The sequence below is a fragment of the Rhodococcus koreensis genome (assembly GCF_900105905.1).
GTDB classification, from domain to species: domain Bacteria; phylum Actinomycetota; class Actinomycetes; order Mycobacteriales; family Mycobacteriaceae; genus Rhodococcus_F; species Rhodococcus_F koreensis.
In genome coordinates, this window is the sequence record NZ_FNSV01000005.1 from 2384441 (window position 1) to 2409242 (window position 24802).

A 24802-nucleotide genomic window follows, 5' to 3' on the forward strand; every position below is an offset into this window, starting at 1 on the left:
ATCGCCTACCAGATAGGGAACTTGCGCCTTCGCCACACCGAAATACGCGCTCGTGACCGGGCCGAGTGCGCGGTCGGCGAACCGCCGAAGGACACTCCTCGTGGTGGTCTCACCGCAGTTGTGAACCCATACGACCGTCCGTGGAACTCGGGCCAGGACAGCCGCGACACGGCCGAGAGTCTCGGCGTTGAAGCCGCGCACGATCATGATGTCCGGGGAAATCCTGCGCGTCTCACGCACGAGGTCCCATAGGGCACCGACCGCCTGCAGCTTCGTTCGTCCCAACGCCAGGGCGGGAACAGCACCGGCCGCCAGGGCCGGATACAGTTCGCCCTCGCTTCCGATGCAGATGACGCTGGGCTCGAACCGTTCTCGGTCCAGTCGGGGAAACAGCGTTGCAGCGTGCCGCTCCGCTCCCCCGACGCGGAGGTCAGGCACCACATGCAACACCCGCAGTGGGCGATCGGCCGTCACCGCCGCACCTCCTGGTAAAGGGCATCGAAACGGCGCCACACGACGTCGACGTCGAATTCGGCCCGGATGCGCTCCAACGCCTGCGCTCCGATGCGGGTGCGGGCATCGCCGTCGTAGACCACGTGACGCAAGGCTTGCGCGAGTGCGTCCACGTCGTCGACCGGAACCAGCACCCCACAACGGTCGTCGATCAGTTCGGGGATGCCCCCCACGGCGCTGGCGACAACACACAGACCGTGGGCCATCGCCTCGAGTATCGCCATCGGCTGGCCCTCGTTGCGCGAGGGCAGGGCCAGTACGTGGGAGCTCGCCAACAATTCGGGCACCCGAGCCGGATCGATCCATCCGAGCACCGTGACGGTGGATCCCACCGACAGCTCGTCGACCCTGTCCCGCGCGCGCTGCACTTCGCCGTCACCGGCGATCGTCAGTCGCGCACGCTCGCCTCCGTCGCCGACCATCTTCGCCCACGCGTCGAGCAACGTGAAAGTCCCCTTGCGATCGCCGATGCAGCCGAGGAACAGCACGTGCACCTGTTCACTTCCGGACGGCTGCCGTACCGGACGGCAAGGCCGGACCGCGTTGGGAACAGAGACGATCCGTGCCTGTGGCGCAATCCGCTCGAGGCGCTCCACCCAGCAGTCGCCGAGCGCCACCACCGCGTCCGCACCGGTGAGGGTGGCGCGGATGAGCGCCTTCACTGGGCGCGGCGATCGGCTGTAGAACTGATGGAAGTCGGAACCGTGCACATGCATCACGACCGGCACCCGGAAGATTCGACAGATCCAGGCGAGGATGGCCTTTCGGATGAAGCTGCCGGCGACGGAGGTATGAAGGTGAACCACATCCGGCCGGTCCAAAACCAGCGCAGTCACGAACGCCCCCAGCCCCGTCGCGAACGCCACCATCTTCGTGGCTACCGTGCCGTTCCGGTGGGTACTGACATGGCGAACGTTCCACAACTCCCACAGCGGAGTAGCTTGCATCGTTCGGACGAAACTCGCTACTCCGCCCCGGGTGGACGTACTGGTCGCCGCCCACAGGGCCCGCTGCCGGTTCATGCGCGTTCCTGTGCTGGGACCGAGTCAGTCGCGCGTCGAGGCGGATCCGGTGTCATCTGGTCCGCGGGAGCCCGCTCTGCCCAGCCGATTACGATTCCGACGAGCAGCATCACGACCGCGTTCGGAAAGTCGAAGAACCGTAGATCTACCGTGAGGCCCGCGATCACCAGCACAACGAAGGCCATCATCGCCACCAGCGCGAGACGCCTCCCGCACAGGCCGTCGGCCGGCAGCACCCGGAATGCGTGGAAGAGACCACTGGCGAGGAGAAGAAGCACCGCGAGCCACAGAACCAACCCGATCAGCCCCAGTTCCGCCGCGATTCCGAGCTCATTGAAATGGGACGCGATTCCGAAGCCGCGAATCCATGGCACATCCGGCGCCCACCTCTGGTGATGGTACGTATTCATCGCGGTGAAGCGCCCGATCCCCCACCCCGCCAACGGTTTTTCCTGGACTGCCCAGATCGCCGTCTCCGCAGTGTTGAGCCGATCCTGCAGTTCGTCGGGTGATCCGACGCCACCCGCGGACCGATCGCTGCTGGTGAAGGTCGACCACTTGATGGCCACGGCGGCCGTCATGACCGCACCGGTCATGACGAACCCGGTCCGAAATCCCTTGGCAAACGTCGCACCAATCAAAACCACAACAGTGAATGCCAGCCAGACGACTCGCGTGTGGGTGAGATAGACGCCGTATGCGCACGCTACCGCGATAGCGATGGCCAGAATCCTGCTCCACCGGGGTTCACTGCGCGTTGCGGCAAGAAGGAGCGCCACGATGAAACCGAGGGTCAACACCACGCCGTTGACCACAGGCTGGTCGAAGATGCCGACGGCTCGCCCCTCCCAGCTCGGAGACTCGACTATGTAGCGAGGCCAGACGAGTGCGGTCGGACCATGAAACTGCAGAATGCACATCGCTGCCGAGTAAGCGCCGAGCGACAGGATCGTCCACAGAAGTAGCCGGACTGCAGACGCCCGGTCGAATGTGTACCGCCCCACGAGAAACACCGTGAACGGAATGATGGTGCCGGTAAGTACGAATCGCGGTACGGAGAGTTCTGCGCCGGACAGAGGGATTACGGAGCCGTACTGGTGCGAGGAGAACATCGACATCACGTTCCAGGTGACGTAGAGAACCATTGCACACTCGATGGCGCCCAGACGCGGAGCGCGGTTGATTCCCCGGGCAATCCAGATTGCCCACGCGCCCACAACGCCGAGGTACGCCAGGACGAAGGGATCCACGGGCAGAATGCTGGGTAGGGCGACCCGGAGAAACGTGGTGACCAACAGCAGGAGCACAGCGACCACCGGATCGCGAAGCCCGGCGAAGACGAGAACACTGCCGACGGCGCCGAGCAAGAGGAGCACACCGAATTGAGTCGGCACCTTCGCGGCGGCTGCAAGCACGACGAGCACAGCCACGGGGAACACCGCGCCCACCATCCATCGGGAGGTCCATCCACCCGTGGACGAGACACTGGCGGGGTCGGCGAGGCTCGGTGTCCGTCTCATGTCATCAGGTCACGGACGCGCGGTTCGATCCGGAGCGGACTCGCGGACCTTCACGAGGTCGACCGTTTCCAACTCGTCCGAGTCCGCCGGCTCGGCCGACTCGTCCGACTCGGCCGATGGCGGGATCGGCGCACTGCGTCGTGCGCATCGAGGATCGATGATGACGGCACCAAGCAATCTCGACTCCACCTGCCCGAGCAGCCGACATGCCTCCACCGTTTCGGGGACCCGCGTGCGGCGCCTTTCGACCACCAGCACTACCGCGTCTGCTGCCGCGCAGATCACCTGCGCTTCAGCTGCTTCAGTGATCGGCGGAGCCTCGACGACAACCATGTCGGCGATACTGTGGGCGTGTTGGAGCAGGTTGCCGAACCGCTCACGGGTGAACAGCGCGTAGGGATCACCGTTTCCCGTTCCACTCGGCATCTCCGGCATCTCGCCGGGTACCGCCTCCTGGATGAACCCGGCGATCGCAGGTGGGGTGGCCTCAGCGAGGAAATCCGCAACGCCCGGAACTTCATCGGTATTCGTGGCGCGCTCGGAACCGTGCAGATCCGCCCGCAGAATCAAGGAACGTTCGCCCTGGATCGCCCTGTGCTCGGCAATTGCCCGCGCAACCTGGGCAACGCCCTCCGTACGCCGCGGCGCGGTCACCACAACCGTTGCAGGGCGGGGAAGATCGGCCAAGCCGACGATGTTTGCCAAACGTCGGAATTGCGCCTCGCGACGCTGTTCCGCCCGAGGTTTCCCACCACGCGGAACCTCGACCAGCGTATCCACGCCGGCCTTCGCACGCACGTCGTCGGCGGTCGTGAGGCGTTTCGACACCGCATCCAGCGCGAGAGCGGCAACGCACCCGAGTATCAGGCCGCCGAACAGCCCGAGTACCGCGTTCCGTACCAGAGACGGGCTCTCCTCTGCGACGCCCGCAGCGAGCTGCTGATCCTGCAGCTCGTTCGTCGTGTCCAACTCGATCGCAGTGATTCGGTCCTGGAGCTGCGCCATTGCGACGGGGTCTGCTTCGGGGGACGAACGTTGCTCCTCGAGCTGTTGCCTGAGCTCTTCGAGGGTGCCGGCTCTGCCTGCGAACCTGACGGTGTTGACATCGTCGCGGAAGGCCCCGGCCATTGCGGCTGCCGAGGACGCCGCGACCTTGGGATCGTTCGCGGTGGCGTCGATGTAGAGGATCGGACTCGCAGCAGCCGTGCTGGCGGCGAAGGTCACATCGTCGGGAACGTCCGCGCGAGCCCGGATCCGCTCCTGGTAGGGCCCGTTGTTGAAGTAGTCGACATACCCCACCACGAGGATTGCGTCCTGCTCGGGGGCCCGGCCCGGCGAGGAGACGATCAGCGCCGCCCTGCCCGTATAGCTGGTCCCGGCTTCCTTCGCCGCCGCGACCGCTCCGAGAACCGCCAGTGCAGCAACGAAGACGACCAACACACGACGGCGCCAGATGCGCTCGAGCTGGACGTTCAATGTGCTGGTCATCTGCCCCTCCACCATCAGGTTGCGGAGAATCGCGCGCCCCCGCTGAGATGTCGGGCGGCTCGGCACGCCATCGTTCAACCCACGGCGCCGACCCGAAATGTCGACTAAGCGATCTTCCCGACCTCAAGATTAATTTACTCCATAGAAGAGTACCTGCGGTATGGTTTTGGCGGATTTTTCATATTTGACGACTAGCACACGCGGCCGAGTATCATCAATCGCCAGAGGTGAGATCGTTGGATCTTCCGAAAACAAGAGTTGCAGTCGTCGCGGCCGCCAGGTTCCACCTCCGGCCGCTCCGCCGGATTCATCTTGCACGCCGGGCCCCGGCCTTACGCCTCGGCCCGGTAGTCGTCGCCGGACAAGAGGTGGCGCTCCGTTCCCCTCGGCTGTCCGACGCAGCCGCCTGGCGGGAAATTCGGCTGCGAGATCAGCGTCTGATCGAACCGTACTGGGTCAGTTCTGCCCTGAGCTGGCCGGAGCGCCACACCGAGGCGATCTGGGTGGACGAATGCCTCCAGTCACGAAAAGCCGCCCGTGCCGGATTAGCGCTGCCGCTGGTGGTCGAGATCGACGGGCGCTTTGCGGGGCAATGCAATCTCGAGCGTATCGACGTGCGCACCAAGACCGCAGAGTTAGGCATCTGGCTCGACGCCCGGGTGACGGGCAAGGGCGTGTGCGCAGGTGTGGGCGTGCTACTCGCGGAATACGCGATCAGTACGTTGGGACTACGCCGAGTCACCGCGCCCATCTGTGTGGACAATGCTGCGGCTGCGAAGCGTGCTGAGCGCATGGGCCTGAGACGCGAGGGCACAATGGCCAGCTTCCTCGACGTCGGCGGCCGCCGTCGAGATCACGACATGTGGGCGATCACGCCGGAAATGTGGGCGCTCGCCCCGAAGACGGGGGACCCACATCCCGACACCATCCAACATTGACGGCCCCCTGACCACCGCATTCGCGGCGCGCGATTCGCCCGAAACACGAACGGCGCGTTATCGTTCCGTAGCCCGGCGCGACTGTTCCGACTCTACGAGCGCGAACACTCGCTCGAACGCCTGCTTGCTCGCAGACACCTGCGCGCGTGCCTGCGCACGCAGGTCGGATCGCAGACCCGGGGCCTCCCTCCACATGCGGTGAATCGCACGCGTGAGCCGTTCGTCGAGCCCGTCCTCAGCGAGCTGAACCAACTCGACACCGCCGGGGAACATCCCGCTCAGGCCACCGAGTTTGTCGTCGTAATAGCGCGAAGTCGACAGGCCCACAACCGGAATTCCCTGGGCGAGAGCGAAAACCGCAACGTGGTATGCGCCGGTGACGAGTACACGACATCGCGCCACCTCGGACACCAGGTCCCGGGCACTGGCGAAGCGCCCCACCGTGGGTCTCACGATCGGGAACCCGTCGACCAACGGCATCGTCGAGTGACGATCTTCGGCCTCGTATTCGGAGACGATCAGCGGGACGAGACCAGCGTCGACCGTGCCGGCGAACCCCCTCAACACACGGCCGACGACATCCTGCGCCCTGTCCGTGACCGGGGAGTATCCGGCCACGCGAAGGCAAACCCCGATGTCGGTCCCGATCGTGTCGGATTGCATGCCGTAGGCCAACTCCACCGCGTCGTCCCCGGTAACCACGACCCGCTCAGAAGGCACGCCGAGCGACCGCAGGAGAGCGGGACCTCGCTCTTGCTCTCGGACCGCGATGAGGTCGACCTTGGGCAAGACACGCATGGCATGAGCGAGTATGTGTTCTCCTGTGAGCGGTCCGATGCCCTGTCCGCACATCGCGGTCGGTATGTGCAGGTCAGCCGCACGCTCGAGCAGATCGAGGGTGCGGTGAGCCTGGTAGGGATCCACGTCGGTCATGTAGCCGCCGCCCATCGCGAGCACCAGTGAGGCATCGCGGACGGCCATCGGAATGCGCGGAATTCGCCCGGTTTCGTCCGGCACGGCGGTCGGTGTGCGAAGGGAGTCCCGGACCTTGCGCGCGTAGTGCCGTGGACGATCAGAGACAGCCCACCAGCCCGCCGAGACCGGGCCGACCAACCGGGGCCCGGCGTACGCTGGCACCTGCCACCACGGTCCGGATCGTGACCATCTGCTCCCACGTCGATAGGTCACCGGCTCGGCGGCGGGAGCGAACGCGCGCAGCAACGACGGTGCGTAGGTCAGAACGCCGAGCCGCGCACCCGGCCATCGCTCACTCAGGCGCCGGACGGTGACGTCGAGGATGGCGAGGTCACCTCGATTGGTAAGCCAGTACTCCCCGTTCTCGATCAATACACGCACAGTCGAACTGTCGATGCCCGTCGAGTCGGCCTCATAGTTCGCCATTACTGTCCTTGAACGTTCCGGAGAGATATCCAGTACGGCTCCAGTCTCGCGCAGCAGCGCTGGGCCGACAACAGTCTCGTCAGATGCAGCCGGGGAACAGATTTCCGATCGACGCCACTTGCGAGTGCACCCCAGCGGGGAGAGACTCGTCTCGACAGTACCGCACACTTGTAGGCACTGCACCCTCCACACCCCGGAGTTCGGCTATGTCGATTGCACGCGACGACGGCTCAGCCCGCAGGTCGTTCACACGCTCCAACGAACTGCAGTCCCGGCTGAACAGATTGGTCCCGGGCGGCGCGCACACCTATGCGCGCGGACCCGACCAGTATCCGGACTTCATGGCGCCCGTTCTCGTTCGCGGTTCAGGCGCCCGCGTATGGGATGCGGACGGAAACAGTTTTGTCGAATACGGCATGGGTCTGAGATCGGTGACGTTGGGGCACGGCTACCGTCCTGTGACGGACGCCGTGTGTGCGGCGATCGCCGATGGGACGAACTTCAGCCGGCCGACCGAACTCGAACTGCATGCCGCGGAAGATTTCCTCGAACTGGTTCCCGCCGCGGACATGGTGAAGTTCGCCAAGAACGGGTCGGACGTCACCACCGCCGCGGTCCGCCTTGCACGGGCGGTGACGGGTCGAGATGTGGTGGCCATCTGCAATCAACCCTTCTTCTCGGTCGACGACTGGTTCATCGGTACCACCGCGATGAACAGTGGCGTCCCCACCGATGTCGCCGCCAGATCCGCCGGTTTCGCGTACAACGACCTCGCTTCGCTCAGCGCACTTTTCGACTCGAATCACGGTCAGATCGCCTGTGTCATCCTCGAAGCCGCCACCGCAACGGCGGAGCCGGAACCTGGCTTCCTGCAGGGGGTCCGCACCCTCTGTGACCGACACGGCGCACTACTCATCTTCGATGAGATGATTACCGGATTCCGCTGGTCGGCCGGCGGTGCACAGTCGGTCTACTCGGTCGAACCCGACCTGTCGTGCTGGGGAAAGGCCATGGGCAACGGCTTTCCGATCTCGGCCCTCGCCGGTAAACGTGAGTACATGGACCTAGGGGGCCTGAATACGGACCGTGAGCGTGTGTTTCTCCTGTCGACCACGCACGGCCCCGAGTGCGCCGGGCTGGCGGCCTTCCGAGCGGTCGTTCACGTCTACGCCACCGAAGACCCCATATCGCACATGATGCAGTCGGGACAGCTCTTGGCCGATGGTGTCAACGCAGCCGCAGCAGAGATGGGTGTCGCAGACTACGTCCAAGTGATCGGCAGGCCATCCTGCCTCGTCTTCGTCACCCGAGACCCCGAACGTCAACCATCGCAGGAGTTCCGCACGCTCTTCCTACAGGAACTGCTGTCGGGCGGGGTGCTCGGTCAATCATTCGTCACATCCGCAGCACACACCCCGGCGGACATCGCCCACACCCTCGAGGCGACCCGACGTGCCCTGCAGACCTACAGCAAGGCAATCGAATCCGGCAGCGTGGCGGAATTCCTCCGCGGCCGGCCCGTCGCCCCCGCCCTCCGCCGGTATGCCGCACCCCGCAGAATCGGCCCATCGGACTAGTCGCCGGGTTCGCCTCGGAGGCGCCTCCCCGATGTCTACACTGAAGTGTGTAAGGCGGATCTCCGTCCTCGAGCGATCCTTCCTGGTCAGAGCTCTCGGGAGGTCTCGGCCGGAACCCTCACTTCAGTTTCACGGGAGGACTCGATCGATATGTCTCATCCACCGGGCGAGCCATCGAAACACTGGCCGCCGCCAGAAGACCGGGACAGAGTTCACTGGCACATCGAACGCGAACTGCGCGAGGAGCTGTTGGCCAGCACCCCCGACACGCGGGAGGCTGTCACTCGTGACGTATACAACCGCCTGTTCGAGGAGGTTCCATGGCATCGAGCGCATGTGACGGACGCGGCGTCCGAAGAAGCCTTCGAAGAGGGATGGTTCCAGCAGTACGGAGCTCTGACTCGGCCAACGGACACCTTGGTCGACGTAGGCTGCGGGACAGGGGCGCTGATTCGCCGGTTCGCGCCCGCCGTGCGCGACTGCATCGGCATCGATGCCTCGGACACGATGGTGAAACTGGCGGACCAGGAGCGACCGGCCAACGCACGCTTCATGGTCGGTAGCGTACTCAACCCACCGCTCCCGCCGTCCTCCGCCGATTTCGTGGTAAGCCGTCAGGTCATGGAGCACCTGCACCCCGACGATGTTCCCGAGCATCTGGCCGCGGTACGGAAGATTCTGCGTCCGGGAGGACGCTTTCTCATCGAAACACCCAGTCGACTGACCGGTCCTTGGGACATTTCGCGCGGCTTCACTCCGGTGGCCACGGGCTTTCACTTGAAGGAATACACCAACGGGGAGTTGGGCGCCATGCTGCGCGATGCGGGTTTCCGGCGCGTGCGCGGCCGCGCCGTGCCGAGTCGGATATTGACACACCTCGGCAGGATGAAGCGTCACGCGTATGTGCCGGTCGCAGTGAAGGCGATCATCGAGCGTCCGTTGCAGGCAGCCCCGCCGTCCCTTCGTGCGAAGCTCGCCGGCCCACTCGCGGTCCGTGAAGTCATGTTGATCGCCGAGCGCAGGTAGCTCACACCGAAGGGACACGAGGCCCGCCGCGCCCTGTTTCACTTTCCCTGTGAGATAAGCGATTTGGGGTAGCGGACGTCCAGATCCGTCGCAATGTGATTCACAGGGCGGGACCGTCGGCTGTCGCCTACAGCGCCCCCTCCTCGGTGGCACACCGGAATCCCGCGTGGAAAACGACACCGGTGGGTTGCATTTGTTCCCGGTAGTAGCCCTCTTTGTAATAGACGGTGGACGTGCCGGGAATCAGTGTACGGACGAAGTATGTGTCGGCACCGTTGGCGAACGTCTGCCGTACGCCGTTGAGCCACAGCTTGATCCATCCGGTCGCGTCCGACGCCGACCAGTTGATCTGCATCTTCACGTCATGCCAACTCCCCACGTCCAGTGGGGTGTCGAAGATGGACAGCGTTTCCAGATCGGCGCCGGGAAGCGACTGCTTGTTGACGACGAGCGACCAGTAGCCGTTCCGCTGGCTCACATACCATCCGACCGGTGGGCTTCCGATACTCACGTCCTGGTGCCACTGGTTCGTCAGCCCCCAGCCCAGGCTGGCGTGGTTCTGTGGAAATGTGGAGTCGAATTTAGTGGCGAACTGATACCAGCGTGCCTGGCCCTCGAAGCCGCCGGTGTCGTTCCCGGCCGCCACCTCGGAACGCTCACCTTCCCCGAACGACGGGGCGTCGCCGCTGCGAACCTCGAAGCGAGCGGCCTGGCCATATGTCGCGTCCGGGACGATGCTCGCGGAATAGGTGGGGACGTAGCCCGTTCCGGGGCCGTTGTAGCTCTTGTTCTGCACCGAAGGCCATTGAGAGAAGTTGCCGCCGCTGTAGTCGCCCGTGAAGACCCGCCCCGCGGTCGGCGCGGCGCTTGCCGCTACCGTCACAGCAAGCGGTGTGACCGACATGGCAACGACGACGGCCGCAACGGCCACACGCGAAGCAAACACAGGACGCGAGCGGAACATGGTGGCTCCATCACTTTGGGTGAGCGCGGCCTCCCACAGCCTTCTGTCCGCCCCCAACATAGGCAAGAGAGCTATCCATCACTTTGATGATGAGCGTACTCAGCCTGACATCTGGAAGCTAGTGGCTCCGGTCAGCGCAGCAGGCGGCGCGATGCGAACTGGCGGAAGTACACGAGCTTCGACGGCTCGACCAGACCGGGAAGGATGAAGTACCAGACCCGTTCCATGCGACGCGGGAGATCGTCGAAGGCGCCGGTCGCGCTCGCGACGACGTGAGCCCCGAGCAGCGACCCGAGCAGGAATGTGGACAGCGTCGTCGCGGAGACGTCGTCCTCCGCGAGAATGTCGCCCTCCTCGAGTGCGCGGGTGACCAGTCGTTCGAAACCCTGCTGCCACGACGCCACGACGTTGCCGTGCGTGCCCTGGTAGTCGCCGATCTCGTGCTGCAGCCGCAACATCGCCGCGACGATCGGATCGGCACTCGCGGCCTCGATCGCCACGTAGGACAGGGCGACGAGCGCCTCCAGTGCCGGCGTCGGCCCGTCACTCACGGACGTCATACCTGCCGTGAGGCGGATCTGTCCCTCGTCGATGACACCGCGGGCGAGGTCTTCCTTCGAACTGAAGTGGAAGTACAACGCACCTTTGGTCACACCCGACTGCTCGATGATCTCGTTGAGACCCGCATTCGCGTAGCCGAGCCGTAAGAACACGTCGGCCGCCGCCATGAGGACCGAAGCCCGAGTTACCTCTGCTCGAACCTGTCTCGCCATCGACTGCCTCCCGAACAACCCCCCCGACGGGGCGCGCAAACTCCAGCGAACCCTAGCACTTGACAGGCTCAGCCCTCCGGAAGTTGAACCGCGAGTCGGAAAACGAGAACACGTTCACTACGGCGTCGCGCGAGGCCGATCGGTGCCCAACTGTGGATCCGCCTCGAGATTGGTCAGCCCGTTCCAGCACAGGTTGACGAGATGCGCGGCGACGACCTCCTTCGGCGGCGTCCGCTCGTCCAGCCACCACGTCGCGGTGGTGGACACCATTCCGACCAGCGCCTGCGCGTACAGCAGGGCGAGATCCGGATTGAACCCTCGCCGCGCGAAGTCGCCTGCAAGGATGTGCCCGACCTGGCCGATGGCCTCGTTGAGCAGGCTCGAGTACGTTCCGTCCGGCGCCGCCACCGGCGAGTCGCGGACGAGGATGCGGAATCCGTCGGTGTGCTCCTCCACGTAGGTGAGCAGCGCCAGCGCCACCCGCTCGACCCGGATCCGGGAGCGGTTCTGCTTCAGCGACGACGTCACCATCTCCAGCAGCCGCGACATCTCCCGATCCACGACCACGGCGTAGAGGCCTTCCTTACCGCCGAAGTGTTCGTAGACGACAGGCTTGGAGACGTGGGCGCGCTGTGCGATCTCCTCGATCGACGTCGCCTCGTAGCCGCGCTCCGCGAACAGGGCTCGACCGATCTCGATCAACTGCTCCCGGCGTTGCGTGCCGGTCATCCGGGTGCGGACCGCCCTCTCGGGGGTCGCGTCCACGTCCGTGGGTCGGGGCACCGAGGCACCATCCTTTCCTGACACTCGCGACGACGAAGCGCCACGGGCAGCGCCGAAACACTGCAGGTAGCACCCACTCTATCGGGGCGTTCGGGACAAATTTCGGCAGCGGTTCGACGTCCGGCGGGTCGGCATGCGAGGATTCTCTCGCGCAAACGGGCGTGACACCCCGTGTGTGTGGCAATCCGCCGTAGTGTAATGGCAGCACCTCTGATTTTGGTTCAGATAGTTCAGGTTCGAGTCCTGGCGGCGGAGCAGAAGCCTGCGGAGATAATTCCTGCAGGTGGAGCTGTCGAGAACAGCAAGAGTGGAACGACCCAGAGGGAGCTTCATGCCAGTGCAGACCGCCGTGGTCGTCCTCGCCGCCGGCGCGGGAACTCGGATGCGGTCGAAGACCCCCAAGGTGTTGCACACCCTGGGCGGACGCACGATGCTGGCGCATTCCCTGCACGCCGCCGCGGAGGTCGATCCGACGCACCTCGTCACCGTCGTCGGTCATGACAAGGAACGCGTCGGAGTGGCCGTCGGCGCGCTCGAGACGGAACTGGGCCGCCCGATCGCGATCGCCGTACAGGAGGAGCAGAACGGCACCGGGCACGCCGTCGAATGCGGCCTGTCCGCCCTGCCCGCCGACTTCCACGGGACCGTGCTGGTCACCGCCGCGGACGTCCCCCTGCTCGACGGCCGCACCCTGCACGCTCTCGTCGACGAGCACCGCAGCGAACCCACCCCCGCGGCGGTCACGGTGCTGACGTTCACCGCCCCCGAGCCCCGGGGCTACGGTCGGATCGTCCGTCTGCCCCACGACGGTGAGATCGCCGAGATCGTGGAGGAGGCCGACGCCACCGAGGAGCAGGCGGCCATCACCGAGGTCAACGCCGGCGTGTACGCGTTCGACGCCGAGTTCCTGCGCTCCGCGCTCGGGCAGCTCAACGCGAACAACGCGCAGGGCGAGCTGTACCTGACCGACGTCGTCAAGATCGCCCGCGAGGCCGGCGCACCCGTCTTCGCCGCCCACCTGGCCGACTCCGCGAAGGTCGCAGGCGCCAACGACCGCGTCCAGCTGTCGAGGCTGGCCGCCGAACTCAACCGCCGGACCGTCGAGAACTGGATGCGGGCCGGGGTCACCGTCGTCGATCCGTCGACCACCTGGATCGACGTCGGCGTCACGATCGCCCGCGACGTCACGATCCATCCCGGTGTGCAGCTGCTCGGCACCACCTCCGTGGGTGAGGACGCCGTCATCGGTCCCGACACCACCCTCACCGACGTGTCGGTGGGCGAAGGCGCCAGCGTGGTGCGTACCCACGGCTCGGAATCGACGATCGGCGCGGGCGCCACCGTCGGCCCGTTCACCTACCTGCGTCCCGGCACCGTCCTCGGTGCGTCCGGCAAACTCGGCGCCTTCGTCGAGACGAAGAACGCCGACATCGGGGCACACACCAAAGTTCCTCACCTGACCTACGTGGGCGACGCCACGATCGGCGAGTACAGCAACATCGGTGCGTCGAGCGTGTTCGTCAATTACGACGGCGTCGCCAAGAGCCGTACGGTGGTGGGGTCACACGTCCGGACCGGATCGGACACCATGTTCGTCGCTCCGGTACAGGTCGGTGACGGTGCTTACACCGGCGCCGGCACGGTGCTGCGTTTCGACGTACCGCCGGGGGCACTCGCGGTCTCCGGAGGGAAGCAGCGCAATATTGACGGCTGGGTGCAACGAAATCGGCCCGGTACCGCCGCCGCCGAGGCGGCAGCCGCCGCGGGACCGCACCACAGTTCAGATCTGCACGAAACCGAGAAGCAAGATTTAAAGGATGGCATAGAGCAGTGACCGCGAATTGGATCGACAACCAGAAGAACCTCATGCTTTTTTCTGGTCGCGCGCATCCGGAGCTGGCCGAACAGGTCGCGAAGGAACTCGACGTGCGGGTCACCCCGCAGACTGCCCGTGACTTCGCGAACGGCGAGATCTTCGTCCGTTTCGAGGAGTCGGTCCGCGGCTCCGACGCCTTCGTGCTGCAGAGCCACCCGGCGCCGCTGAACACGTGGGTGATGGAACAGCTGATCATGATCGACGCGCTCAAGCGCGGATCGGCCAAGCGCATCACCGCGATCCTGCCGTTCTACCCGTACGCCCGCCAGGACAAGAAGCACCGCGGCCGTGAGCCCATCTCGGCTCGCCTGATCGCCGACCTCCTCAAGACCGCCGGCGCCGACCGCATCATCACGGTCGACCTCCACACCGACCAGATCCAGGGCTTCTTCGACGGCCCCGTCGACCACATGCACGCGCAGGGTCAGCTCGCCGAGTACATCCGCGGCAACTACGGCACCGACAACATCGCCGTCGTCTCCCCCGACTCCGGTCGCGTCCGGGTCGCCGAGAAGTGGGCCGACACCCTCGGCGGCGCGCCGCTGGCGTTCATCCACAAGACGCGCGACCCGCTGGTGCCGAACCAGGTGAAGTCCAACCGCGTCGTCGGTGACGTCGAAGGCCGCACCTGCATCCTGATCGACGACATGATCGACACCGGTGGAACCATCGCCGGCGCCGTGAAGATCCTCAAGGAAGCCGGCGCGGGCGACGTGATCATCGCCGCCACCCACGGCGTCCTGTCCGACCCGGCGGCCGAGCGCCTCGCCGCATGTGGTGCGCGGGAAGTCATCGTCACCAACACGCTCCCGATCGACGAGTCGAAGAAGTTCCCGACCCTCACGGTGCTGTCCATCGCGCCGCTGCTGGCTCGCACCATCAAGGAAGTTTTCGAGAACGGCTCGGTCACGTCGCTGTTCAACGGCAACGCTTAGGCGCTTCGCGCCTGTGAGTGGTTGACGAGTCCAGGGACTCGTCAACCACTCACAGGCGTAGCCTTGCCCGTGTGTTCACCGGGATCCCCACCGCTGCTCTCGACTTCTACGAGGACCTCGAGGCAGACAACAGCAAGAGTTTCTGGACCGCGCACAAATCCGTCTACGACGACTCGGTGCGCGCACCCATGACCGCCCTGCTCGCGGAACTCGAATCGGAGTTCGGCGCGGGCAAGGTGTTTCGCCCCTACCGCGACGTCCGGTTCTCGAAGGACAAGACGCCCTACAAGACCCATCAGGGCGGATTCGTCGAGACCCGCCCAGGCGTGGGCTACTACGTGCAGATCGACGCGGCCGGACTGTTCGTCGCGGGCGGCTTCTACTCGCATACCCCGCTGCAGGTCGGCCGCTTCCGTGACGCCGTCGACGACGACCGCAAGGGTCGCGAACTCGTCCGGCTCGTGAAGAAGGTCCGGTCGTCCGGCTTCGAGATCGGCGGCGACACGCTGAAGACGCGCCCCCGCGGTGTCGCCGAGGACCACCCGCGCCTCGACCTGATGCGGCACAGATCGCTCACCGCCAGCCGGAGCTACCTCTCCCCCGACTGGATCGAAACTCCCCGCGCCGCTGACGAAGTCCGCACTGCCTGGCGTTCGATGCGCCCGCTCGTCGACTGGCTGACCACCGTGATCGGCGCCGGAGAATGAAACTTACCGGTCGGGAAAACATGTGTGGCACACAGCGTTTCCTCGGCACTTTCCGGGGCCTCGACATGATCTTCGTCACGCTTGGCCGCAGAACCGCAGGTCGTACTTACGGCGATGTGACCCGCACGCGCGAATTCCCCTACTGTGGCTCGTCGTGATCGACGCGCAGACTCTCTCCGGCCCTATCGATATCGCTGCAATTCGAAACGTCCGGCGTTGGTCGCCGGGGGCGTGCGTATGGTGCGGAGACGACAACGCAGTCGAGATGTTCCGTAACGAACCTCGGTGTGGCACTTGCCGCGAGAAGGAAACGGTCATCGACGAAGCCCGCCGCTTCCTCGGCATGTACGGACTGCGTCCACTCGGCGGCACGTTGCAGTCCGACGACGACGAGGAGCGCGAGCACCGGGTCAACGCCCGCGACGCGCGCCGCGACCTCAACGAGACGAAGCTCTCGGAGCTCCCGGACCCGGCCGCAGTGCGCAAGGCGCTCCGTCCCCGGGCTGCCAGCGTGGTGTCGGAGCCGCGCAGCACCGCCCATTCCGGAACGTCGTCGGCCACTGCGTCGTCTCGCCCGAGCGCGTCCCGCACGTCGGCCACGCCGCCGGTGGCACCGGTGCGCACCGACGCCGTCGACGTCGCCGCGCTCGAATCGCGCGTTACCGGCCTGCTCGATCAGCTCTCGGCCATCGATGCTCAGATGAACCTGATCGGTGAGCCCGCCGGCCTCGCCGCACGCGCCCGGATCAGCGACCTCGAGAAGCAGCGCGCCACTGTGCTCCGCACCCTCGCGGCACTGGAGAAGGCCCGGATCGCGGCCGGCCAGTAGGCCACATCCTCCGGGCTGCCGCAGGGTGATACCGTCGCCCTTCGTGCAGCCCGTCTCCCCTCCCACCGCGCTGGTCATCGACGCGAAGAAACCGCCGATGGGCCCGATGCTGGTGACGCCCAATGCCCGGATCAACGGCTTTCCCGTGCCGCTTCGGTGGGGTCACAACGTCATTCCGGCGCCTCCCGGTGTGCACCACATCGAGATCGCGGTCCCGTGGATCTGGGAGCAGGGCAAGGCGCAGATCACCGTCGACAACCGGTACCACCCGGCGCCCCCGGTGTATTACGCGTCGCCGTTCAGCAGTTTCAGCAAGGGCGCCATCGACCACCGGCCGGTGAAGAATCCCGGTTTGCTCGGACTGCTGCTGATTCTCACCCCGGTACTCGTGATGATCCTCGCCGTGGTGGCGTTCGCCCTGTTCGGCTAGGCGCCTAGCACCATTGACACTTCTGGCGATGTGTCTCACCATCGATACATGACCGCACATGTGTCGAGCGCGTCGTTCGTGCCGAGGTCCGGACCCACGTGGCGCGCCCCGTGGCAGATGTACGCCGCCCTGCGCGACCACGACCCCGTCCATCGCGTCGTCCCCGAGGACGCACCTGGGAACGACTACTGGGTGTTGTCCCGGCACGCCGACGTCTACGCGGCGGCCCGGGACGCCGAGACGTTCTCGTCCGCCGCCGGCCTCACCACGACGTACGGCGAGCTGGAGAAGATCGGCCTGCAGGACAATCCGCCGCTGGTGATGCTCGACCCACCCGACCACACCGCGTTCCGCCGCCTCGTGTCGAAGGGATTCACCCCGCGCCAGGTCACCGCCGTCGAACCGGCGGTCCGGGCGTTCGTGGTGGAGCGCCTCGAACGACTGCGGGAGGCCGGCGAGGGCGATGTCGTGAAGGAGCTGTTCAAGCCGCTGCCGAGCATGGTCGTCGCCCACTACCTCGGCGTCCCCGAGGAGGACCGGGCGCAATTCGACGGCTGGACCGACGCGATCGTCGCGGCCAACGCGCAGGGCGACACGCTGCAGGCGACGGGTGCGGTCACCGATCTGATGGGCTACTTCGGCGGACTGATCGAGCGGCGGCGCACCGACCCCGGAGACGACACCGTCTCGCAACTCGTCGCGGGCGGGATGGGAGCCGACGGCGATCTCACCGGACTGCTCTCCATCCTCGGTTTCGCGTTCACGATGGTCACCGGCGGCAACGACACGACCACCGGAATGCTCGGCGGCGCGGTCCAGTTGCTCACCGAACACCGGGATCAACGCCGCGATCTGATCGACCACCCGGAGCTACTCGGCGACGCCGTAGAGGAATTGCTGCGGCTCACCGCCCCCGTCCAGGGCCTCGCCCGCACGGTGACCCGCGACGTCGAAATCGAGGGCACCACCATCCCCGAGGGCCGGAAGGTGTTCCTGCTGTACGGCTCCGCGAACCGCGACCCGCGCCGGTTCGGACCGGATTCGGAGGAGCTGGACGTGCGCCGCAGACCGACGCAGATCCTCACGTTCAGTCACGGCGCCCACCACTGCCTGGGTGCGGCCGCGGCCCGGATGCAGGCCCGGGTCGCGCTGGAAGAACTGCTGGCCCGCTGCCCCGACTTCACGGTCGACGTCGACGCCGTCGTCTACGCCGAGGGCAACTACGTGCGCCGCCCGACGAGCATCCCGTTCCGGGTGCGCGAATGAACGCCGACTGGATGCGCGACGAACGACCCCGCCTCGCCGCCGAGCGAATCCTCGACGTCGCCGCCCAGCTGTACGTCGACAACGGCATCACCGCTGTCGGTATGGCCGACGTCGCCCGGGCGGCCGGATGTTCCCGCGCCACGCTGTACCGCTACTTCGACAGCAGACAGGCATTGCAGCTGGCGTTCGTCCACCGCGAGGCCCGGCGCATCGGCGCACTAGTCGCGGAGGAGGTGTCCGGAACCGCCGACCCGAAGGACGCGATCGTGGAGGCGATGCTGGCCGCGATCCGGCTGGTGCGCGCCGACCCCACTCTGGCCGCGTGGTTTCAGCTCGGCGACTCGGGCCTGGCCGCGCAGATCGCGCACTCGTCGGATGTCATCGAGTCGCTGGGCACCGTGTTCCTGGGGCAGGCGGGATTCTCCGGAGAGGAGACGTCCAGGAAGGCTCGGTGGCTCGTCCGCATCATCGTCTCGCTGCTCACCGTCCCGGGCATCGACGACTCCGACGAACGCACCATGCTCGAACAGTTCGTCGCACCTGCATTGGCCGCACACGATGCCGACGAACGGGACGCTCGTTCGATCTGACGCAACGAGCGTCCCGTTCGTCCGGGCAGGTGAGCGGCAAAGCGTGCGGGAGCACACCACGCCACTCACGTGGGGGTCAGCGCGTCGCGCCCGCCTGCTCGTCGGCATCGACCTCGAGGGTCGTCTTCCGGTCGGATTCACCGATCCGCGCGAGGACCCGCGGCTTGCGGAGCCGCAGGTAGCAGTACAGGGCGAGGTAGCCGAGCACGGTCGCGAAGAAGATCCACGCGACCACGCCTCGCGCTCCGGACGGGAACGGGTTGAAGCTGTACCAGTACACGAGCACGGACCCGATCGCGGCGAGCACGGTCGCGAGTCCGATGCCCAGGCGCAGCGACCGCGACCGCACTGCGCAGTAGCCGGCTGCCAGCGCGGTGAGTCCGTATGCGGCGATCAGCATGTAGCCGGCGTACGTCCCGAGCAGACCGTACGACGTCTCCGCCGTCGTCACCAGCACGCCGAGGAGCCCGGCCACGAGGTAGATGACGCCGAGGGTCGTCACCGCGCCGACGGGAGTTCCGTGGCCGGCACTGACCTTGCCGAGGCGGGCGGGCAGCAGACCGTCGCGGGCCAGGGTGTACACGGTCCGGCTGGTACCTGCCATGACCCCGAGTGTGGATCCGAAGAAGCTGACGGCGACACCGATGTCGATCAGATAGCCGAGCCACCCGACGCCGTTGTGCTCCGCCAGGGTGTCGAGGGGTGCGTTCATGTTCTCGATCGGCAACCCGCGGAAGCCGAGCACGATGATGTAGGTCGCGACGATGTAGAGCACCCCGCAGGCCAGGACCGAGCCGACGACGGCGAAGCTGATGGCCCGCTTGGGATGACGCGCCTCGCGGCCCAGCGTGGCGGCGTGGTCGAATCCGGCGAGGGAGAACACGGAGAAGCCTGCGGTCGCGAGGATCGCTGTGGCACTGAAGCCGTGGAAGTCGAACTGCCGGCTGTCGATCGGTCCGGTGTCCGAATTCGCGAGGACCACGACCAGGAGCACGACGATCACTGCCACCGTGAAGAATTCGATGACCAGCAGCAGCTTCGCGGACAGTTTCACCTCACGAAGGTTCAGGGCGGTCACCGCGACCGCGACGGCCCCGGCGCAGATGCCGAGCGTCCACGTGCTCGCAGGCAGACCCACCTTCTGAAGGAACGCGTCGAGGTAGATCGCCGAGCCGATCACGCACGCGGGTCCCGCGACGAGTGACGACGCGAGGTGGGTGACCATGACGAAGAATCCGGCCGGTTTGCCTGCCGCGCGAGCCGCGAGTCCGTACGTCCCTCCGGTGGTGGTGAAGCGTTTGGCCAGCCAGCCGATGCCCCCGGCGAATCCGAGGACCAGTACCGAGGTCACGGCCCACGTGATCCAGCTGAGGTTGCCGGCGATGGTGACGACGACACCGATGGCGAGGGCCAGCGTCGACGCGGGCGCCAGAATGCCGAGCGAGACGCCGAACACCGCCCACGTCGGGAGGATTCCGCGCGGCAGTTGACCGGCCTCGGCGTTGGTTTCCGCCGAGGACGTCATCGTGTCCTCCGTGGTCGATCCATCGTGCACAGTCTTCATGAATGCTCCTCGCGGATGACAGGACAGAGAGTGTCGAATAGTTGGCTGGTGGGCCAGTTATAAATCATCGTGAGGGCGATCACACCCGATGTCAAGAGCGCATCGCGCCCCGAGCGACGTCCGGAAGGCGGGTTGACAGCCCCTGTGAGTGCCGCCACAATCTAAATTGACTGATGAGCCAGTTATCTATTTTCCGATCGACAGCAACGTGAGATCGAGGAGAATCCCCTATGACCACTGTGGTGGCCGAGTCCGTCACACAACTGAGCGCCTTCTCCGACCCTGCCTCGGTAGCCGTCGTCGGCGCCTCCGCCGATCCCGCGAAGTGGGGTTACTGGCTGGCGAGCGGCGCCCTGATCGGCGAGCACCGCCGCCGAGTCCATCTGGTCAACAGGAGAACCGACACCCTCCTCGAACACCCGTGCCACCCGAACCTGTCGGCCCTCCCCGAGGTCCCCGACCTCGTGGCTCTCTGTGTGCCGGCGCCGTTCGTCTCGGACGTGGTGGACGAGGCCCTCGCACTCGGCGTCCGCGGATTCCTCGGCGTCACCGCGGGCGTGCCCGGCGAAGCCGAGCTCGCGGCCCGGATCCGCAGTGCCGGAGCGCGACTCGTCGGCACCAACAGCCTCGGCATCTACGACAGCGCCACCGACCTCTCGCTGGCGTGGGGGCGGTTCACACCCGGGCCGCTCGCCATCATCTCGCAGAGCGGGCAACTCGGCTCCGAACTCGCGACGCTCGGCGCCCGGCACGGCGTGGGCGTCTCCCGGTTCGTGTCCATCGGCAACCAGTCCGACGTCACCGCAGCGGAACTGCTCGCCGATCTCGGCAACCACGACCCGACGCGCGTGATCGCTCTGTACCTCGAAAGTTTCAGCGACGGTGAATCCCTGTTCCGGACGTTGCGTGCCCTGCGGGACACCGGACGACCGACCCTGTTGCTGACCGTTGGCGCCAGTGCCGCGAGCACGCGCCTGGCACGCTCCCACACAGGCTCACTCACCTCTGCCGTGGATGTCGTCGACGCGGCCTGCCGCGCGGCAGGCGTGCTCCGCGTGAGCACCCCCGACGAGTTGATCACCGTGGCCCGCGCATTCCTCTCCACCACCGTTCCCGTCGGCAACCGCGTCGCCATCGTCGGAGACAGCGGCGGGCAGTGCGCGATCGCCGCGGACGTGACGAGCGCGAGCGCACTGACGGTCCCCGACTTCTCGCCGGCGCTCGCCGAATCCATTGCGCTGCAACTGCCTCCCGGTGCGGCCAGCAGCAATCCGGTCGACCTCGCCGGGGCGGGTGAGCAGGATCTGGGAAGTTACGCGAGCGTCGTCGAGCACGTTCTGCGTGCCGACGAGTCGGACGCCGTGGTGCTCACGGGGTATTTCGGCTGCTACGCGCGGGACGCGCCCACTCTCGCCGAACGCGAAGCGGCCGTGGCCGAACGGATCGGCCGGGCGTCCGTAGAGACGGGCAAACCCGTCGTCGTCCACACCATGGCTCCGGAATCGAGCACCGCACAGGCGTTGTGGCGGCACGGCGTCCCCGTGTTCGACACGATCGATTCCGCGGTCCGCGCCCTGTCCGGGCTGTCCAGCCTGCGACCGACGAGGCTGTCGAAGCACCTTCTCTCCGAGCCTGTTCCGCAGGACGGACTCCGGGCGGGATACTGGGCCGCGCGGGAACTTCTCACCGACCTCGGCGTCACCTTCCCCGACGGCGCAGTCGTGCGGACCCATGAGGAGGCGGTCGACGTGGCCGGCCGGCTGCGTGCCCCGTTCGTCCTCAAGGCGAGCTGGCTCGAGCACAAGAGCGAGGCGGGCGGCGTCGTGGTCGGCATCGACGGCCCCGAACAACTGGCGCACACCTTCCAGGACATGCATTCCCGGCTCGGCGACGGCGACTACGTGCTCGAGGAGCAGGACACCCGGGCGGGGACCGTGGAAATCCTGGTCGGCGCACGCCGCGATCCCGACCTCGGTCCGGTGATCGTAGTGGGCGCCGGCGGCACCGAAACCGAAGTACTCCAGGACATCGGACTCGAATCGGCCCCCGTCGGACCCGACGACGCTCTCGCGATGCTCGAACGCCTCCGCTGCATGCCGCTTCTGCGCGGGTGGCGCGGACGCCCCGCGGTGTGCGTCGACGGTCTGGTCGACGTGATCACGCGGGTCTCCCGGTTGATCGCGGAACGGCCCGACATCGCCGAGATCGAGTTGAATCCGGTCCGCGTCGCGCCGGACGGAGCACTCACCGTCGACGCGCTCGTCGTGGCCGCCGAACCGACCCCCGCCCCGTGAGTCCATATCCCGAGACAGCACAGGAGAACCATGCGATGACCGAAACCCACTCCCCCAGCCTCGTCCCGAACACCGCCGACGAATTCCGCGGCCGTGTCGCCGTCGTCACGGGTGGCGGCTCCGGTATCGGACGCGCTGTCGCGATGCGGTGGGCAGCCGCGGGCGGCACCGTCGTCGTCTTCGGCCGCAGGCAGAACGCGCTCGAGGACACCGTCCGGGCGGCCGAGCGGGTCGGCGGGAAAGCCGAGGCCGTGGTGTGCGACGTGCGGGATTCCGACGCCGTGGACGCGGCAATCGACGGGGTGGTCGACCGCTACGGCCGACTCGACGCCCTCGTCAACAACGCCGCAGGCAATTTCGTGGCACCCAGCGAGGACCTCACGCCGGGCGGGTGGAAGGCCGTGGTGGACATCGTCCTGAACGGCACGTTCTACTGCACCCGCGCGGCAGGCCGCCACATGCTGGCGACCGGCCGCGGCACCATCCTCAACACCATCGCCAGCTACGCCTGGCACGGTCACCCCGGCACCGTTCACAGTGCGGCGGCCAAGGCGGGTGTCGTCGCCATGACGCGCACCCTGGCCGTGGAATGGGGCGGCCGCGGCGTCCGGATCAACTGCATCGCACCGGGGCCGACCGAGACCGAGGGAGCCGGCGCGGCCCTGTGGCCCACCGAGCAGGACCGCGCCCGAGTGCTGTCGAGCGTCCCCGCTGCCCGCTTCACCACGCCGGAGGAGGTCGCCGAGTCCGCGGCCTTCCTGCTCAGCGACCGCTCCGGCTACGTCACCGGAGAGGTCCTCGTCACCGACGGCGGCCAGTGGCTCGGCAAGTCCGTGTACACGGATTCGCGAGCGGCGGCCCGATGACCACCACGATTCACACCACCTGGGACCGCGACTCGATCCTCGTCGGCGGGGACTGGATTCCCGTCACCGACTGCACGGAGGTGCACGACCCGGCCACCGAATCGGTGATCGGCCGGTCCGCGTCGGCCGGCATCGCCCACGTCGACGCGGCCGTCGCGGCGGCACGCTCCGCCGGAACAGCTTGGGGTACAAGTTCTCCCGAGGATCGCGCCGAGATCCTCGACGCGTTGTGCACCCAGCTGCGCGCGCGGAGGCAGCTCCTCGTCGACACCACCGTCGCCGAAGTGGGTGCCCCCGTTACCGTGGCGGAGGAAGCGCACATCGACCTCGGTATCGAGATCCTCGCCTCGTATGCGCGGCTCGCCAGGGACCTTCCCTTCCGGGAGCGGCTGGGCCGGACGCTGCTGCTGCGCCGCCCCGCGGGTGTCGTCGCCTGCATCACGCCGTGGAATTACCCGTTCTACCAGCTCGCGGCCAAGGTGGGAGCGGCTCTCGCGGCGGGATGCACCACCGTCGTGAAGCCGGCCGAGCTCACCCCGCTGTCCACCTACCTGTTCGCCGACGCCGCGATCGATGCCGGCCTTCCGGCAGGAGTACTGAACCTGGTTCCGGGCAGCGGTCGAACGGTGGGGGCCGCGCTGACCGCCCATCCCGGGGTCGACGTGGTGTCCTTCACCGGCTCCACCGCAGTCGGCAGAGGCGTCGCACACGCCGCCGCCGAATCCCTGACACGCGCGTGCCTCGAGCTCGGCGGCAAGTCGGCGTCCGTGGTGCTCGGCGATGCCCCGCTGCCGGCAGCGGTCACCGCGACCGTCGACGCCGCCATGCTCAACTCGGGTCAGACGTGCAGCGCGTGGACTCGCCTGCTCGTGCCGCGCACACGGTACGAGGATGCGGTCGAACTCGCCGCCGGCCACGCCGGCACGTTGCGGGTGGGTGACCCCAGGGACCGCGCGACGCAACTCGGCCCGGTGATCTCGGCTGCCCAGCGACGATCGATCGCAGAGGCGGTCGACGCGGCCGTGGCCGGCGGGGCCCGCCTTGCAGCGGGAGGTTCCGGCATGCCCGCCGACCTCGAGACGGGCCACTACCTGCGACCGACGGTGCTCGCCGACGTCGGGCCGCACGACCCGATCGTGCGCGACGAAATCTTCGGACCGGTGCTGGTCGTCCTGCCCCACGACGGCGACGACGACGCGATCCGGCTCGCCAACGACAGCGACTACGGGCTCGGCGGCGCCGTGTGGTCCGCCGACCCGGAACGGGCACTGGGCGTCGCGGCCCGGATGGACACCGGTCAGGTCGACATCAACGGCGCCCCGTTCAACCCCGAGGCCCCGTTCGGGGGCTGGAAGTCCTCCGGCCTGGGCCGCGAGCTCGGCCGGTTCGGCGTCGAGGAGTTCACCGAACTGACGGCGGTGCAGCGCTGACCGTCGCACC

The 24802-nt window shown here is 66.8% G+C and carries 21 protein-coding genes, 1 tRNA gene and 1 pseudogene; 14 read left to right on the forward strand and 9 right to left on the reverse strand.

The annotated features are described in order from the left end of the window. Positions 1–6 precede the first annotated feature (6 nt). From BLV94_RS50900 to BLV94_RS15765, 4 genes and pseudogenes are all read right to left on the reverse strand, one after another. Positions 7–513 (reverse strand): annotated as a pseudogene (locus BLV94_RS50900) (glycosyltransferase); the annotation flags it as partial. Beyond that, positions 471–1535 (reverse strand): glycosyltransferase family 4 protein, encoded by a 1065-nt coding sequence (locus BLV94_RS15755; protein WP_072940980.1) that lies wholly within the window; start codon positions 1533–1535, stop codon positions 471–473. The pseudogene BLV94_RS50900 and the gene BLV94_RS15755, both read right to left, overlap by 43 nt. Continuing rightward, a complete protein-coding gene (locus BLV94_RS15760; RefSeq protein WP_143051393.1) occupies positions 1532–3055 on the reverse strand; it encodes an O-antigen ligase family protein in 1524 nt (507 codons plus the stop codon). The genes BLV94_RS15755 and BLV94_RS15760 overlap by 4 nt, the downstream gene beginning before the upstream one ends. Before the next feature lie 9 nt (positions 3056–3064). Then, positions 3065–4543, reverse strand: coding sequence for a P-loop NTPase family protein (locus tag BLV94_RS15765; RefSeq protein ID WP_072940985.1), 1479 nt, complete (start codon positions 4541–4543; stop codon positions 3065–3067). Between the two features lie 368 nt (positions 4544–4911). On the opposite strand from BLV94_RS15765, the gene BLV94_RS15770 reads away from it, so the two are divergent. Then, a complete protein-coding gene (locus BLV94_RS15770; RefSeq protein ID WP_072940987.1) occupies positions 4912–5481 on the forward strand; it encodes a GNAT family N-acetyltransferase in 570 nt (189 codons plus the stop codon). A 57-nt stretch (positions 5482–5538) separates the two neighbouring features. On the opposite strand, the gene BLV94_RS15775 is transcribed toward BLV94_RS15770, so the two are convergent. Beyond that, positions 5539–6882: a polysaccharide pyruvyl transferase family protein gene (locus BLV94_RS15775; protein ID WP_072940989.1), complete on the reverse strand. Its 1344-nt coding sequence runs from the start codon at positions 6880–6882 to the stop codon at positions 5539–5541. A 206-nt stretch (positions 6883–7088) separates the two neighbouring features. On the opposite strand from BLV94_RS15775, the gene BLV94_RS15780 reads away from it, so the two are divergent. Together BLV94_RS15780 and BLV94_RS15790 are read left to right on the forward strand one after the other, a co-directional pair. Next, positions 7089–8459, forward strand: coding sequence for a glutamate-1-semialdehyde 2,1-aminomutase (locus tag BLV94_RS15780; RefSeq protein WP_072940992.1), 1371 nt, complete (start codon positions 7089–7091; stop codon positions 8457–8459). A gap of 150 nt (positions 8460–8609) precedes the next feature. Continuing rightward, positions 8610–9485, forward strand: a complete 876-nt coding sequence (locus tag BLV94_RS15790; RefSeq protein ID WP_083395582.1) for a class I SAM-dependent methyltransferase — start codon at positions 8610–8612, stop codon at positions 9483–9485. 127 nt (positions 9486–9612) lie between these two features. Here BLV94_RS15790 and BLV94_RS15795 read toward each other — a convergent pair whose 3' ends face one another. From BLV94_RS15795 to BLV94_RS15805, 3 genes are all read right to left on the reverse strand, one after another. Beyond that, entirely contained in the window at positions 9613–10449 is an 837-nt protein-coding gene (locus tag BLV94_RS15795; RefSeq protein WP_241031523.1) for a polysaccharide lyase family 20 protein, read from the reverse strand. Positions 10450–10580: 131 nt separating this feature from the next. Continuing rightward, entirely contained in the window at positions 10581–11222 is a 642-nt protein-coding gene (locus BLV94_RS15800; RefSeq protein ID WP_072940999.1) for a ScbR family autoregulator-binding transcription factor, read from the reverse strand. Positions 11223–11339: 117 nt separating this feature from the next. Continuing rightward, a complete protein-coding gene (locus BLV94_RS15805; RefSeq protein ID WP_241031699.1) occupies positions 11340–11951 on the reverse strand; it encodes a TetR/AcrR family transcriptional regulator in 612 nt (203 codons plus the stop codon). Positions 11952–12189: 238 nt separating this feature from the next. On the opposite strand from BLV94_RS15805, the gene BLV94_RS15810 reads away from it, so the two are divergent. The 8 genes from BLV94_RS15810 (at position 12190) to BLV94_RS15845 (ending at position 18638) form a co-directional block, all read left to right on the forward strand. Then, positions 12190–12260, forward strand: a tRNA-Gln gene (locus BLV94_RS15810). 76 nt (positions 12261–12336) lie between these two features. Beyond that, on the forward strand, positions 12337–13839 hold the full coding sequence (glmU, locus tag BLV94_RS15815; protein WP_072941003.1) for a bifunctional UDP-N-acetylglucosamine diphosphorylase/glucosamine-1-phosphate N-acetyltransferase GlmU: 1503 nt from the start codon (positions 12337–12339) through the stop codon (positions 13837–13839). Next, positions 13836–14816, forward strand: a complete 981-nt coding sequence (locus tag BLV94_RS15820) for a ribose-phosphate diphosphokinase (protein ID WP_072941005.1) — start codon at positions 13836–13838, stop codon at positions 14814–14816. The genes glmU and BLV94_RS15820 overlap by 4 nt, the downstream gene beginning before the upstream one ends. Positions 14817–14887: 71 nt before the next feature. Then, positions 14888–15523: a DUF2461 domain-containing protein gene (locus tag BLV94_RS15825; protein WP_072941007.1), complete on the forward strand. Its 636-nt coding sequence runs from the start codon at positions 14888–14890 to the stop codon at positions 15521–15523. Between the two features lie 265 nt (positions 15524–15788). Next, positions 15789–16352: a hypothetical protein gene (locus BLV94_RS15830; protein WP_072941010.1), complete on the forward strand. Its 564-nt coding sequence runs from the start codon at positions 15789–15791 to the stop codon at positions 16350–16352. Positions 16353–16395: 43 nt separating this feature from the next. Further along, a complete protein-coding gene (locus BLV94_RS15835; RefSeq protein WP_072941013.1) occupies positions 16396–16782 on the forward strand; it encodes a hypothetical protein in 387 nt (128 codons plus the stop codon). A 48-nt stretch (positions 16783–16830) separates the two neighbouring features. Continuing rightward, complete coding sequence (locus tag BLV94_RS15840; protein ID WP_072941015.1) at positions 16831–18048, forward strand: cytochrome P450; 1218 nt, start codon at positions 16831–16833, stop codon at positions 18046–18048. Then, positions 18045–18638: a TetR/AcrR family transcriptional regulator gene (locus BLV94_RS15845; RefSeq protein WP_072941017.1), complete on the forward strand. Its 594-nt coding sequence runs from the start codon at positions 18045–18047 to the stop codon at positions 18636–18638. Before BLV94_RS15840 ends, BLV94_RS15845 begins: the two co-directional genes overlap by 4 nt. A 76-nt stretch (positions 18639–18714) precedes the next feature. Here BLV94_RS15845 and BLV94_RS15850 read toward each other — a convergent pair whose 3' ends face one another. Then, complete coding sequence (locus tag BLV94_RS15850) at positions 18715–20202, reverse strand: APC family permease (RefSeq protein ID WP_072941018.1); 1488 nt, start codon at positions 20200–20202, stop codon at positions 18715–18717. Between the two features lie 230 nt (positions 20203–20432). On the opposite strand from BLV94_RS15850, the gene BLV94_RS15855 reads away from it, so the two are divergent. The 3 genes from BLV94_RS15855 to BLV94_RS15865 are packed head-to-tail and all read left to right on the forward strand — an operon-like array spanning position 20433 to position 24792. Then, complete coding sequence (locus BLV94_RS15855; protein ID WP_072941020.1) at positions 20433–22496, forward strand: acetate--CoA ligase family protein; 2064 nt, start codon at positions 20433–20435, stop codon at positions 22494–22496. A 35-nt stretch (positions 22497–22531) separates the two neighbouring features. Next, on the forward strand, positions 22532–23362 hold the full coding sequence (locus BLV94_RS15860) for an SDR family oxidoreductase (RefSeq protein ID WP_072941021.1): 831 nt from the start codon (positions 22532–22534) through the stop codon (positions 23360–23362). Further along, positions 23359–24792, forward strand: coding sequence for an aldehyde dehydrogenase family protein (locus tag BLV94_RS15865; protein WP_072941023.1), 1434 nt, complete (start codon positions 23359–23361; stop codon positions 24790–24792). The genes BLV94_RS15860 and BLV94_RS15865 overlap by 4 nt, the downstream gene beginning before the upstream one ends. The last annotated feature ends 10 nt before the right edge of the window (positions 24793–24802 follow it).